Here is an 11,664-nt window from a genome sequence, read left to right as displayed (position 1 = left end):
GCGGGCACCGGCGCCCGGCCGTCCGAAGGTGACCGGCATCCGCCGGGCCAGCTCCAGCCGCTCCAGCAGCAGCGGCAGCCCGCCGCCGCAGACCGGGGCGACGATCCGCAGCTCCGGGTACTTCTCCAGCCAGCCGGCGAACAGCACCGCCGCCGTCCCGAGCGTGACGTCGCACGGCCGGGCGATCTGCTCGATCAGCCGCAGGTCGTCCAGCTCCCCGGCCCCGGCCGGTTCGGCCGGCGGGTGCAGCATCACCGGGGTGCGGTACTGGGCGGCCATCGCGAAGAAGGCGTCGGCCCGCGGGGTGTCCAGGAAGCGCCCGGCGATGCTGGAGTTGACCATCAGCCCGACGAACTCCTCCTGCTCCAACCGCTTCGCGGCGGCGGCGAGTTCGGCGTCCGAGCCGAGCGGGTTGGTGTAGACGTGTCCGCGCAGCGCGGCGGGCCGGGCGCGGACCTGCTCGCCGAGCCAGTCGTGGAAGCGCTCCAGGGTGTCCAGCGGCTGGCGGTAGTTGTCCAGGCCGGGCGTGCGCACCATGGTGCCGGCGCCGACGGGACTGCCGACCAGGGACATGGTGATCCCGGCGGCGGCCTTGAGCTCCACCATGCCGTCGACATCGGCGAGGCTCGGCGGCATGGGGAAGCGGCGGAAGAGTTCGGGCGACGTGATGTGGCCGTGCACATCGATCGTCATCGGCTCGGCACCTCCTGGGACGGCCGCCGGCCGGTCGGCGCGGCGGGGTGGTCGCGGGCCTCGGGCGACTCGGTGAGTGAGTGCCCGCTCGCACCGTAGGATGAGTCCGCCGGATGCGTCAACACGGCCCGGAAATCGGGGGGTTGGTGCAACGAATGGGCTGGGCGGACGGCCCGGGACGGCCGGGACGCGGTCCGTGGGCGCCGGGGCGACATCCCAGTCCGCCGGAGACGGATGCCTCCTGACACTGGGACCGCCTGGCGGCAAGGATGAGGCCGCGGGGCCGCCCCGGGGGCCGAGATGCCCCGGCCCCCGGGGTCCCGCTCTTCCGTATCGGGCGACCCCGCCCCGGTCCGCCGCGCGTCGTCGCTGCGGACGTCCCGCGATCCCGGATCGATTCGAGGAATCGATATGAAGGACATGAAGAGCAACGCGAACGTCTGGCTGGTGACGTCGTCCAGCGTTCAGCTCGGCACGCTGTGGATCATGAAGACCTCGATCCTGCCGATGCTCAACTCGCTGCCCTACGACCGGTACGTCAACACCTGCCAGCTCATCGACATGCACGTGTTCCACCCGATCGCCTTCTGGAACGGCCTCGCCACCGCCGCCGTCGGCGCGACCAAGGCGGTCCGTTCGGAGAACAAGGCGGCCAAGGTGCTGTACGCGGCCGGCACCGTCGGCATGGCGACCGTCGCGGTCGCCTCCGAGGGTTTCAACCGCCCGATCTGGCGCCAGATCGAGCGCTGGAGCCCGTACCGGGACAGCGACGCCGCGTGGCGCGGCAAGCGCCGCCGCTGGCACCTCGCGCACGAGACCCGGACCGTGGGCGCGATCGGCGCCGCGGCCTGCTTCGTGCTCGCCTCGCTGCTCTGACCGGCGCCGGCACCTCCCTCCGTCCGTCCCCGGACCAGCCCGCGACCGTGTGCCGGCCGGGCCGTCCGCTGAGCAAAGGACTGTCATGACCTCGTCCACCGAGAGTGCGGTGGAGGCCAACAAGGCCCTCATCCGCGAGCTGACCGAGCGGGCGTTCAACGAGGGCGACCTCTCCGCCATCGGCGACCGCTTCGCCGAGGACTACGTGGTGCACGCCCCCGGCCTGCCCCCGTTGCCGCCCGGCCCGGACTCCTTCCGCCAGGCCGTGCTGCTGTGGCGCAACGCCTTCCCGGACGTCCACGTGACCGTCGAGGACGTGGCCGGCGACGGCGACCGCGTCTACGCCCGGTTCACCACCCGCGGCACCCACCAGGGGCGGCTGTTCGACATCCCGCCCACCGGCAAGCCGGTCACCGTGCACGAGATGTCGTGCCACCGGGTCGTCGACGGCCGGGTCGTCGAGTCCTGGATCGGCGACAACGTGCCCCGGATCCTGCTCGACATCGGCGCCATCCAGCCGGTCGGCCGTCCCCAGCACTGAGCGCCCGGCACACCAGCCCCGCGCACCCCACAGCCCCGCGCACCCCACCCACCCGAACCAGCCCGAGGGGAGCCCGCATGCACCGCACCCTGATCATCGCCCGGATGCTGCCCGGCGCGGAGGGCGACGTCGCCCGCGTCTTCGGCGAGTCGGACGAGACCGAACTGCCCCGGCTCGCCGGCGTCACCCACCGCTCGCTGTACCTGCTCGGCGACGCCTACGTCCACCTGCTGGAGACCGACGACCCCGGCCCGGAGGCGGTCGAGGCCGCCCGCCGGCACCCGGAGTTCGCCCGGGTCAGTGAACGGCTCACCCCGTTCATCTCCCCCTACCTGCCCACCTGGCGTTCGCCGCAGGACGCGGTCGCCCGGCGCTTCTACAGCTGGGAGCCCGGCGCCGGCGGTCGGTGAGCCCGGCCTCCGCCGCCGGCCACGGCCGACCCGGGGTCCGTTCACCCCGGCCGGCCGTGCGGCACAGGAGCAGTCCCTACACCGGAGAAAAGAGGCAGCACATGACCGACCACCAGGCCGGCGGGACGACCACCGTCGTCACCGCGGAGGAGATCGAGAGCGTCCTCATCACCAGCGCCGGTGCGGCGCCGGACGTGTTCGACGGCTCCCGGCACGTCCCCCTGGAGGAACTCGGCCTCGACTCGCTGGCCGTGCTGGAGCTGGAGGCGGTGATCGCCGACCGCTACGGCCTCAAGGTCCCGGACGGCGCCGTCGCCCTCAGCGTCGACGAGATCGTCGCCGAGCTGCAGGCCGCCGGGGCGGTGGGCTGAGCGATGGCCGGACACACCGAGAACAGCATCGTCATCCAGGCCCCGCTCAAGCTCGTCTGGGACGTCACCAACGACGTCGCCGGCTGGCCTGGGCTGTTCACCGAGTACGCCTCCGCCGAGATCGTCGAGCGGCGCGGCGAGACCGTCCGGTTCCGGCTCACCATGCACCCGGACGAGGAGGGCCGGATCTGGAGCTGGGTCAGCGACCGCACCGTCAACGCCGCCGACCGCACCGTCCACGCCCACCGGGTGGAGACCGGGCCGTTCGCCTACATGCAGATCCACTGGCGCTACGAGGAGCTGCCCGGGGGCGGCACCCGGATGACCTGGATCCAGGACTTCGCGATGAAGCCCACCGCCCCGGTCGACGACCAGGGCATGACCGACCGGCTGAACACCAACTCGCCCGTTCAGCTGGAGGTCATCAAGGCCAAGGTCGAGGCGCTCGCCGCCGACCCGAACGCCGCCCAGCCCAGCACCGCCGGCCCCAGCACCGCCGGCCCCAGCACCGCCGGCCCCAGCGCCGCCGATCCCCGCACCGCCGAGAAGGAGTGAGCGCCGTGGCCGCCAGGAACATCCGCATCATCAGCGCCGACGACGTCCCCGCCAACCGCAAGCGCGGCGGCGAGACCCGCGCGGTGCTCTCGCCCGGCACCGTCGGCTCGACCTCCGGCTTCATGGGGATCGCCCGCCTCCAGCCGGGGGAGCGGATCAGCGAGCACTACCACCCGTACAGCGAGGAGTTCCTGCTCCTCATCCGCGGCGAGCTGACCCTCGACCTCGACGACAAGCCCTTCGAGCTGTTCGCCGGCCAGGGCCTGGTCATCCCCAAGGACGTCCGGCACCGGCTGCGCAACACCGGCTCCGAGGAGGCCTTCGCGGTCTTCCACCTCGGTCCGCTGGCGCCGTCCCCCGAGCTCGGCCACGTCGACACCGAGGACGGCCCGGGGACCACGGCGGACGCCCACATCGTGCTGGGGGAGCGATGACCGCCTTCCCGGCCACGGGCGGACGCCGGGTGGTGGTCACCGGGATCGGCGTGGTGGCGCCCGGCGGCACCACCCGGGAGACCTTCTGGGACCTCATCACCTCGGGCCGCACCGCGACCCGCCGGATCTCCGCCTTCGACCCCTCGGCGTTCCGCTCGCAGATCGCCGCCGAGGCCGACTTCGACGGCGCCGCCGCCGGGCTCACCCCGCTGGAGCTGCGCCGCGCCGACCGCTACGTGCAGTTCGCGCTCGCCGCCTCGCAGGAGGCGGTGCTGGACGCCGGCCTGGAGCTCGACGAGCGTACCCGGGAGGCCACCGGCGTGGTGCTCGGCTCGGCGGTCGGCGGCACCATCGTCCTGGAGGACGAGTTCGTCGTCGCCAGCGACTCCGGCCGCAACTGGCTGGTCGACCCCGACGTGACCAGCCCGTTCCTCTACCAGGGGCTGATCCCCAGCAGCCTGGCCGCCGACGTGGCGGTGCGGCACGGGGCGCACGGCCCGGCGGTGGTCGTCTCCACCGGATGCACCTCCGGCATCGACGCCATCGGCCACGCCTACCAGCTGCTGCTGGACGGCGAGGCCGAGGTGATGATCACCGGGGCCTCGGACTCGCCGATCTCGCCGGTCACCGTCGCCTCCTTCGACGCCATCAAGGCCACCACCCCGGACAACGACGACCCGGAGCACGCCTCCCGGCCGTTCGACCGGGACCGGCACGGCTTCGTGCTCGGCGAGGGCTGCGCGGTGCTCGTCCTGGAGGATCTGGAGCACGCCCGCCGGCGCGGTGCCCGGATCTACTGCGAGGTGGTCGGCTACGCCAACCGCGGCAACGCCTTCCACATGACCGGTCTGCGCCCGGACGGCCTGGAGATGTCCGAGGCGATCAGCGACACCCTGCGCCAGGCCCGGTTCAACCCGGAGGACGTCCGCTACATCAGCGCCCACGGCTCCGGGACCAGGCAGAACGACCGGCACGAGACCGGCGCCTTCAAACGCTCGCTCGGCCACGCCGCCTACGGGGTGCCGATCAGCTCGATCAAGTCGATGGTCGGCCACTCGCTGGGCGCGATCGGCGCGATCGAGATGGCCGCCTGCGCGCTGGCCGTCCAGCGCGGAGTGGTCCCGCCGACCGCCAACTGGCGCAACCGCGACCCGGAGTGCGACCTCGACTACACGCCCAACACCGCCCGCGAGGTGCGGGTGGACGCGGCGCTGTCGGTCGGCAGCGGCTTCGGCGGCTTCCAGTCCGCGATGCTCTTCGCCAAGCTGGGGAGGGGCCGATGAGCGCACGGCGCGCCGTCATCACCGGCGTCGGCGTGGTCGCGCCGAGCGGCATCGGCAGCGAGGCGCACTGGAAGACGGTCTGCGGCGGCGAGAGCCGGATCGGCCCGATCACGCTCTTCGACGCCGGCCCGTACGAGACCACGCTGGCCGGCGAGGTCCCGGACTTCGACGTCAGCCGGTACGTCGAGCGCCGGCTCCAGGTGCAGACCGACCGGTGGACCCACCTCGCCTACGCGGCGGCCGAACTGGCGCTCGGCGAAGCCGAGTTGGACCCGTCCACGATCGAGCCCTACAAGCTCTCGGTGGCGCTGGCCAGCTCCTCCGGCGGCAATCAGTTCGGTCAGCGCGAGCTGCAGCGGCTCTGGCAGCCGGACACCTCGCGGACCGTCGGCGCCTACCAGTCCATCGCCTGGTTCTACGCCGCGACCGTCGGGCAGCTGGCCATCCGGCACCAGGCCAAGGGCCCGTCCAGCGTCCTCGTCTCGGAGGGCGCCGGCGGCCTGGACTCGCTGGCGCACGCCGCCCGACTGGTCCGCCGGGGCTCCGACGTGGTGCTCGCCGGCGGCACCGAGGCGCCGCTCGGCCCGTACGCGCTCGCCTGTCAGCAGCGCGGCGGCCGGCTGTACACCGGCACCGACCCGGCCGCCGCCTACCTGCCGTTCGACGAGCGGGCGGACGGCCACGTGCCCGGCGAGGGCGGCGCGGTGTTCATCGTCGAGGACCTGGAGCACGCGCTCGCCCGCGGCGCCCGGATCCGCGCCGAGATCGCCGGCTGGGCCGCCACCCAGGACGCCGCCGCCACCACCCGGACCGCCACCGGCTCGGCCCGCCAGTACGCCCGCGCGCTCGGCACCGCGATCGAACGGGCCGGCCTCGCCCCGGGGGACGTCGACGTCGCCTTCCCGGACGCGGTGGGCGTGCCCGGCTACGACCGCACCGAGGCCGAGGCGCTGCGCGCGGTGTTCGGCCCGGCCGGCCCGGCCGCCGTCACCACCCAGAAGCCGCTCACCGGCCGGCTCTACCAGGGCGGCAGCGCCCTGGACGCGGCCACCGCCGTGCTCGCCATGGACTACGGCCTGATCCCGCCCTCGGCGGGCCCGGCCCGCCCGGCGGACGGCTGCGACCTGCCCTTCGTCCGCGAGGAGCAGGCCGCCGAGGTGCGCACCGCGCTGATCGGCGCCCGCGGCTTCGACGGCTTCAACAGCGCCGTCCTGCTGCGCGCCCACGTCTGACCCGAGCACCCACCGACCCGGAAGGAGACCGCCATGCCGGTCACCGAGGGCGCGGCACAGGGCCGCGTGCTCTTCCTCATCACCGTCAAGGAGGAGCGCCGGGAGGACTTCCTCGCGGCGTACGAGCAGATCCGCCACCTGGTCGCCGAGGGCGTCCCCGGGCACCTGCGGGACCAGGTCTGCCAGTCCTCCGCCGACCCGGAGCAGTGGCTGATCACCAGCGAGTGGCGCTCGCTGGAGGACTTCGCCGCCTGGGAGCGGACCGAGGAGCACCGGGACCTGGTGCGCCCGATGCGCGCGTGCTTCAGCGACGCCAGGTCCGTCCGCTTCCACATCAAGGCCGAGACCTCGCGGGACACCCCGCGGGCGGGCCTTTCCACTCCTACCACCGCGGGGTGAGGACATGACACGGACAGTGATCATCGGTGGCGGCGTCGCCGGCCTGGTGGCCGCGCTGGCGTTCGCCGACCTGGGGCACGACGTCATGGTGCTGGAACGGGACGCCAACGAGGCGCCGGACACCGTCGACGACGCGCACGGCGACTGGCAGCGGCCGACCGTGCCGCAGATGCACCACTCGCACGCGTTCGGCTCGCTCGGCACCAACCTGCTGCGCGACCGGCTGCCCGCCGTCCACCAGGCGCTGGTCGCGGCCGGCGCCCGGGAGATCGAGCTGGGCAAGGCCATGCCGCCGACCCTGGCCGACCGGACGCCGCACCCGGCCGACGCCGAACTGCGCATGCTCGGCTGCCGGCGGACCACCTTCGAGCTGATCCTGCGCCGGGAGGCGCTGCGCAGGCCGGGCGTCTCGTTCCGCCGGGGCGAGACGGTGCGCGGCCTGACCGTGGCCGGGCGCGGCCCGGCCCGGGTGGCCGGCGTGGTCACCAAGGACGGCCGCACCGTCGGCGCCGACCTGGTGATCGACGCGAGCGGCCGCCGCTCGCAGGGAAACGAGTGGCTGCGCGAGCACGGCCTCGCGGAGCCCGAACCGGTCGTCCGCAGCGCCGACATCACCTACTACACCCGCTACTACCGGGCGCTCGGCCCGCGCCCGGCGGGCCCGCTCAACCGCGGCTTCGGCGCCGGCGGGCTCTGGGACCACTACACCGGCGTGATGTTCCTCGGCGACAACAACACCTTCGCCATCTCCTTCGGCATCCTGCCGGACGACGCCGAGCTGAAGCTGATGCGCGCCGAGGACGTCTTCACGGCGGTGGTCCGGGCCACCCCGCTGCTCGCCCCCTGGGTGGCGCCGGAGGCCTCCGTGCCGATCTCGCCGGTGCACGCGATGGGCGGCCTGGACAACTCGCTGAAGCTGTACGGCCAGGACGCGCAGCCGGTGCCCGGCTTCCTGCCGGTCGCCGACGCGGTCTGCACCACCAACCCCGCGTACGGCCGCGGCGTCTCGCTGGCCATCGCGCACGTGCTCGGGCTGGCCGACCTGGTGCGCGAGCACCCGGAGCCGGACGCCGAGCAGGCCGCGCTGGCGGCCGGCCTGGCCGGGCGGACCTTCCGCCCGTGGTTCGAGGACGCCGTCCGCAACGACGCGGGCCGCGCCCGGCTCTGGCGGGCCACCGTGGCCGGCCGGCGGGTGCCGCCGCTGCCGCCGGACGTGCTCACCTTCGGGACGGTCGCCGAGGCGGCCGCCACCGACGAGGTGGTCTGGCGCCGGCTGGTGCGCACCATGATGTCGCTCGACAACCCGGCCGGCCTGTACGAGGACGAGGAGATCCGGCTGCGGGTCAAGCAGGCGGCCGCGTCCTCGCCGCCGCCGTTCCCCGCCCCGGACCGGGCCACCCTGGTCGACATCGTCCGCCGCGCCGCTGTCTGACGCTCCGTCAGAACCCTTTCCCGGCAAAGCCCCGCCCGCATCATCCCCAGGAGGAGAGTCATGAAGGTCGTCGACCACCCGAACGCCAAGCTCATGGAAGCGGTCTACGCCGCGTTCACCGTGGGCGACGTGCAGAAGGCCGCCGGCTACTGGACCAAGGACTGCGTGCACTACTACCCGGGCACCAGCGAGCTGTCCGGCGCGCACGAGGGCATCGAGTCCGCCCTGGCCTTCGCCGGCCGGATGTTCGAGATCTGCCAGGGCCGCATCCAGATGGAGATCCACGAGATCGGCGCCAGCGACTCGTTCGCCTTCGCCACCGTGTTCACCCGCTACGAGCGCGAGGGCCGGAGCCTGGAGATGCCCTTCGTCAACGTGGCGCGCATCCAGGACGGTCTGATCGCCGAGTTCTGGACCTACCCCGAGGACCAGTACGCCGTCGACCGGTTCTGGGCCTGACCGCCCCAACGACGATTGAGAGGTCGCATCACCATGGCAGGCATCATCAGCAGTTGGGGTGACAACACCAACGGCCAGCTCGGCGACGGCGGCACCGCCAACCGGGCCACCGCGCAGGAGATCAAGGGCCTGGAGAACGTCGTCCGGGTCGCGGCCGGCAGCGGCCACGCGCTGGCCGTCACCGGCGACGGCGAGCTCTGGGGCTTCGGCCGCAACGCCTTCGGCCAGCTCGGCGACGGCTCCACCGAGAACCAGGCGACCCCGGTGCGGACCGTCGGGCTGCCCGGCCGGGTCCGCACCGCCGGCGCCGGCGGCGGCCACAGCGCCGCCCTGCTGGAGGACGGCACCGTCTGGGCCTGGGGCGCCGGCTTCTTCTGCGCGCTCGGCGAGGCCAACTTCGGCGTGCAGCCCGTCCCGGTCCGGGTCGACGGTCTGGAGGACGTCGTCGACCTCGCGGTCGGCGGCGCCCACAACCTGGCGCTCAAGGCCGACGGCTCCGTCTGGTCCTGGGGCCGCGACGACCGGGGCCAGCTCGGCGACGGCCCCGGCTCGACCCGCGAGGGCCGGATCGTCCGCTCCTACATGACCGCCTCCTTCGACTGCCGGCCGCGCCCGGCCGTCGTCGAGGGCCTGGAGCCGGCCGTCCGGATGAGCGCCGGCGGCGGCCACAGCCTGGTCGTGCACGCCGACGGCACCGCCTCGGTCTGGGGGTTCAACGACCGCGGCCAGCTCGGCGACGGCACCACCGTCGACCGCGCCGCCCCGCAGCGACTCACGGGCCCGCACCCGATCGCCCAGCTGGTCGGCGCCTACCACCACACGGTGGCGCTGCTGGCCGACGGCACCGTCTGGGCCTGGGGCCTCAACGACGGTGGCCAGCTCGGCGACGGCACCACCGTCGACCGCGCGGTGCCGGCCCCGGTGCCCGGCCTGACCGGCGTCAAGGCGATCGCGGCGGGCGGCGGCGGCACCGACGCGGCCCCCGGCAACGGCGGCCACGCGCTGGCGCTGCTGGCCGACGGTTCGGTGCGGGGCTGGGGCTGGAACAACTGGGGCCAGCTGGCCGCCGGGCGGGTCCAGATCGTCCCGACCCCGACCCGGATCGCGTTGACCGGTCCGGCGGTGGGCGTCGCCGCCGGCGGCGAGATCCCGCCGACCAACAAGTTCATGGCCAACCCGGGCGGCGGCTTCGGCTTCGCCCTGCTGGGCTGAGGCCCGGCCCCGTGCGAACGCCGGGTGGCCCCGGCCCGTCCAGGGCCGCCCGGCGCGGGCCCGCCCGGCCCGCCCACCCATGACCGCTGACCTCGGGCCGGGGCGCCGTCCGCCCCCGGCCCGGTCCCCGCAGGGAGGCCTCACCCCATGACCGCCGTTCCCCAGACCGCCCCTGCCTCGGCCGGCGCGGTGTTCCTCTCCGAATTGATGTTCCCGTCCACCCCGCGCTGCCTGGCGCTGGCCGCCGAGTTCAGGATCGCCGAGCTGCTCGCCGACGGCCCGCTGCCGGCCGCCGCACTCGCCGAGCGGGCCGGGGTGGCCGCCGGCCCGCTGGCCAAGGTGCTCGCGCTGCTCGCCGAGGACGGCGTCTTCGAGGAGACCGAGCCCGGCGTCTTCGCCAACACCGGGCTGTCCGAACTGCTCCGCCCGGGCGTGCCCGGTTCGATGGACGCGATGGCCCGGATGGTCGGCGCCGAGTGGCTCTGGTCCTCCTGGGGCGCGCTGGACCACAGCCTGGAGACCGGCAGGCCCGGCTTCGAGAAGGTGCACGGCACCGCGCTCTGGCCCTGGCTGCAGCGCAACCCGGCCGCCGCCGCGACCTTCAACCAGGCGATGACCGACTTCACCGACGCGCTGGCCGACACCCTGGTCTCCGCGTACCCCGAGTTCGCCCAGGCCGGCGCGGTCTGCGACCTCGGCGGCGGGCAGGGCACCTACCTGGCCGCGATCCTGCGGACGTACGACGCCGTCGGCCGCGGCGTGCTGGCCGACCTGCCGGGCGTGATCGAGCAGGCCAGGACCCAGCCGGAGGTCGCCAAGCTGGCCGAGCAGGGCCGGCTGGAGTTCGAGCCGGTCGACTTCTTCGCCGGCGTCCCGGCCGGGATCGGCGCGTACGTCACCAAGCAGGTCTGGCACTCCTGGCCGGACGAGGCGCTGGTGCGGCTGCTGCGCCGGTGCCGCGAGGCCTCGCCGGGCGCCCGCTTCGTGGCGGCCGAGCTGGTGCACCGCGAGGGCGTGCCGAGGTTCGTGAAGAACTTCGACCTGGTCATGCTGGTCACCATGAGTGGCGAGGTGCGCACCGAGGAGCGGTTCGCCGAGGTGTTCCGGCGCGCGGGCTACCGGCTGAACCGGGTGGTGCCGACCGGGACGGCCTTCTCGCTGCTGGAGGCCGTGCCGGACCCCGACCCGCTGGACTGAACCCAGGGGACTGAACCGCTGGACCGAACGCGCGGCCCCGGCCTCTGGAATTCCCGGGGCCGGGCGCTTTCACGGGCACCGAAAAAGGGCCCGGATCCGATCCGGATCCGGGCCCAGCGGTTTTCTCCGGGAATTCCCCGGAGAGTCGCGCCGTTCAGTCGAAACGGTATTCCGAAAGGCCGCCGGCCGGTCGGAATCCAAACGATTCGAAGAGCGAGCGGATGGCGCCGTTCCCCTCGGCGGTGACGGCCAGGCCGAGTGGCGCGCCGTCGCCGGAGTGCACCTCGCGCAGCACCTCGGCGAGCAGTGCCCGGCCGTAGCCGCCCCGGCGGGCCTCGGACCGGACGTACATCGGGTTGTACCGGACGACGCCGGCCACGGTCGCGGTCCGGCCGAGGATGGCGACCGGGCGGCCGTCGTCCTCCCAGACCCGCAGCAGGCCGCCGGCGATCTGCCCCTGGACCGAGCGCCGCGCGGTCTCCCGGCTGAGCCCGGCGCCGTGCGCGGCCTCCAGGCACCAGTCGGTGAACAACTCGGTCTCCGTGGCCTCGGCGGCCCTGACCTGGCCGG

The 11,664-nt window shown here is 74.1% G+C and carries 15 protein-coding genes; 13 read left to right on the top strand and 2 right to left on the bottom strand.

The features are described from left to right. Positions 1-693 (bottom strand): amidohydrolase family protein (locus tag ABD308_RS16560; protein WP_344334916.1); only part of this gene is annotated, 693 nt, incomplete at its 3' end. A 411-nt stretch (positions 694-1,104) separates the two neighbouring features. Between ABD308_RS16560 and ABD308_RS16555 the strand changes: the two genes are divergently transcribed. The 13 genes from ABD308_RS16555 to ABD308_RS16495 all read left to right on the top strand — a co-directional run bounded on the left by ABD308_RS16555 (position 1,105) and on the right by ABD308_RS16495 (position 11,094). Then, complete coding sequence (locus tag ABD308_RS16555; protein ID WP_344334913.1) at positions 1,105-1,569, top strand: anthrone oxygenase family protein; 465 nt, start codon at positions 1,105-1,107, stop codon at positions 1,567-1,569. A gap of 85 nt (positions 1,570-1,654) precedes the next feature. Beyond that, entirely contained in the window at positions 1,655-2,110 is a 456-nt protein-coding gene (locus ABD308_RS16550; RefSeq protein WP_344334910.1) for an ester cyclase, read from the top strand. A gap of 77 nt (positions 2,111-2,187) precedes the next feature. After that, entirely contained in the window at positions 2,188-2,520 is a 333-nt protein-coding gene (locus ABD308_RS16545) for a TcmI family type II polyketide cyclase (protein ID WP_344334907.1), read from the top strand. 101 nt (positions 2,521-2,621) lie between these two features. Then, positions 2,622-2,891 (top strand): phosphopantetheine-binding protein, encoded by a 270-nt coding sequence (locus ABD308_RS16540; RefSeq protein WP_344334905.1) that lies wholly within the window; start codon positions 2,622-2,624, stop codon positions 2,889-2,891. A 3-nt stretch (positions 2,892-2,894) separates the two neighbouring features. Next, positions 2,895-3,446, top strand: a complete 552-nt coding sequence (locus ABD308_RS16535) for an SRPBCC family protein (protein ID WP_344334238.1) — start codon at positions 2,895-2,897, stop codon at positions 3,444-3,446. Positions 3,447-3,451: 5 nt separating this feature from the next. Then, entirely contained in the window at positions 3,452-3,880 is a 429-nt protein-coding gene (locus ABD308_RS16530) for a cupin domain-containing protein (protein ID WP_344334235.1), read from the top strand. Further along, positions 3,877-5,163 (top strand): beta-ketoacyl-[acyl-carrier-protein] synthase family protein, encoded by a 1,287-nt coding sequence (locus ABD308_RS16525; protein ID WP_344334233.1) that lies wholly within the window; start codon positions 3,877-3,879, stop codon positions 5,161-5,163. Before ABD308_RS16530 ends, ABD308_RS16525 begins: the two co-directional genes overlap by 4 nt. Further along, positions 5,160-6,395 (top strand): beta-ketoacyl synthase N-terminal-like domain-containing protein, encoded by a 1,236-nt coding sequence (locus ABD308_RS16520; protein WP_344334230.1) that lies wholly within the window; start codon positions 5,160-5,162, stop codon positions 6,393-6,395. Before ABD308_RS16525 ends, ABD308_RS16520 begins: the two co-directional genes overlap by 4 nt. Before the next feature lie 33 nt (positions 6,396-6,428). Next, the gene (locus tag ABD308_RS16515) at positions 6,429-6,794 is read left to right on the top strand and encodes an antibiotic biosynthesis monooxygenase family protein (protein WP_344334228.1); all 366 of its coding nucleotides are present in this window, start codon (positions 6,429-6,431) and stop codon (positions 6,792-6,794) included. 4 nt (positions 6,795-6,798) lie between these two features. Next, a complete protein-coding gene (locus ABD308_RS16510; RefSeq protein ID WP_344334226.1) occupies positions 6,799-8,226 on the top strand; it encodes an FAD-dependent oxidoreductase in 1,428 nt (475 codons plus the stop codon). A 60-nt stretch (positions 8,227-8,286) separates the two neighbouring features. Beyond that, complete coding sequence (locus ABD308_RS16505) at positions 8,287-8,685, top strand: nuclear transport factor 2 family protein (protein ID WP_344334224.1); 399 nt, start codon at positions 8,287-8,289, stop codon at positions 8,683-8,685. Between the two features lie 33 nt (positions 8,686-8,718). Then, positions 8,719-9,897 carry an RCC1 domain-containing protein gene (locus tag ABD308_RS16500; protein WP_344334223.1) on the top strand — a complete coding sequence of 393 codons (1,179 nt, stop codon included), beginning with the start codon at positions 8,719-8,721 and terminating at the stop codon, positions 9,895-9,897. Between the two features lie 147 nt (positions 9,898-10,044). Beyond that, positions 10,045-11,094 carry a methyltransferase gene (locus ABD308_RS16495; RefSeq protein ID WP_344334221.1) on the top strand — a complete coding sequence of 350 codons (1,050 nt, stop codon included), beginning with the start codon at positions 10,045-10,047 and terminating at the stop codon, positions 11,092-11,094. A gap of 154 nt (positions 11,095-11,248) precedes the next feature. Here the strand turns inward: ABD308_RS16495 and ABD308_RS16490 are convergent. Further along, on the bottom strand, positions 11,249-11,664 hold a 416-nt coding region (locus tag ABD308_RS16490), incomplete at its 5' end, for a GNAT family N-acetyltransferase (protein WP_344334219.1).

The sequence above is a fragment of the Kitasatospora putterlickiae genome, assembly GCF_039527695.1.
Classification (GTDB): Bacteria; Actinomycetota; Actinomycetes; order Streptomycetales; family Streptomycetaceae; genus Kitasatospora; species Kitasatospora putterlickiae.
This window is presented reverse-complemented; position numbering and strand designations above follow the sequence as displayed.

Bases quoted from the DNA above. Each gene is read 5' to 3' on its own strand.
- ABD308_RS16555 (WP_344334913.1), top strand. From the start codon at position 1,105: ATGAAGGACATGAAGAGCAACGCGAACGTCTGGCTGGTGACGTCGTCC.
- ABD308_RS16550 (WP_344334910.1), top strand. From the start codon at position 1,655: ATGACCTCGTCCACCGAGAGTGCGGTGGAGGCCAACAAGGCCCTCATC.
- ABD308_RS16545 (WP_344334907.1), top strand. From the start codon at position 2,188: ATGCACCGCACCCTGATCATCGCCCGGATGCTGCCCGGCGCGGAGGGC.
- ABD308_RS16540 (WP_344334905.1), top strand. From the start codon at position 2,622: ATGACCGACCACCAGGCCGGCGGGACGACCACCGTCGTCACCGCGGAG.
- ABD308_RS16535 (WP_344334238.1), top strand. From the start codon at position 2,895: ATGGCCGGACACACCGAGAACAGCATCGTCATCCAGGCCCCGCTCAAG.
- ABD308_RS16525 (WP_344334233.1), top strand. From the start codon at position 3,877: ATGACCGCCTTCCCGGCCACGGGCGGACGCCGGGTGGTGGTCACCGGG.
- ABD308_RS16520 (WP_344334230.1), top strand. From the start codon at position 5,160: ATGAGCGCACGGCGCGCCGTCATCACCGGCGTCGGCGTGGTCGCGCCG.
- ABD308_RS16515 (WP_344334228.1), top strand. From the start codon at position 6,429: ATGCCGGTCACCGAGGGCGCGGCACAGGGCCGCGTGCTCTTCCTCATC.
- ABD308_RS16510 (WP_344334226.1), top strand. From the start codon at position 6,799: ATGACACGGACAGTGATCATCGGTGGCGGCGTCGCCGGCCTGGTGGCC.
- ABD308_RS16505 (WP_344334224.1), top strand. From the start codon at position 8,287: ATGAAGGTCGTCGACCACCCGAACGCCAAGCTCATGGAAGCGGTCTAC.
- ABD308_RS16500 (WP_344334223.1), top strand. From the start codon at position 8,719: ATGGCAGGCATCATCAGCAGTTGGGGTGACAACACCAACGGCCAGCTC.
- ABD308_RS16495 (WP_344334221.1), top strand. From the start codon at position 10,045: ATGACCGCCGTTCCCCAGACCGCCCCTGCCTCGGCCGGCGCGGTGTTC.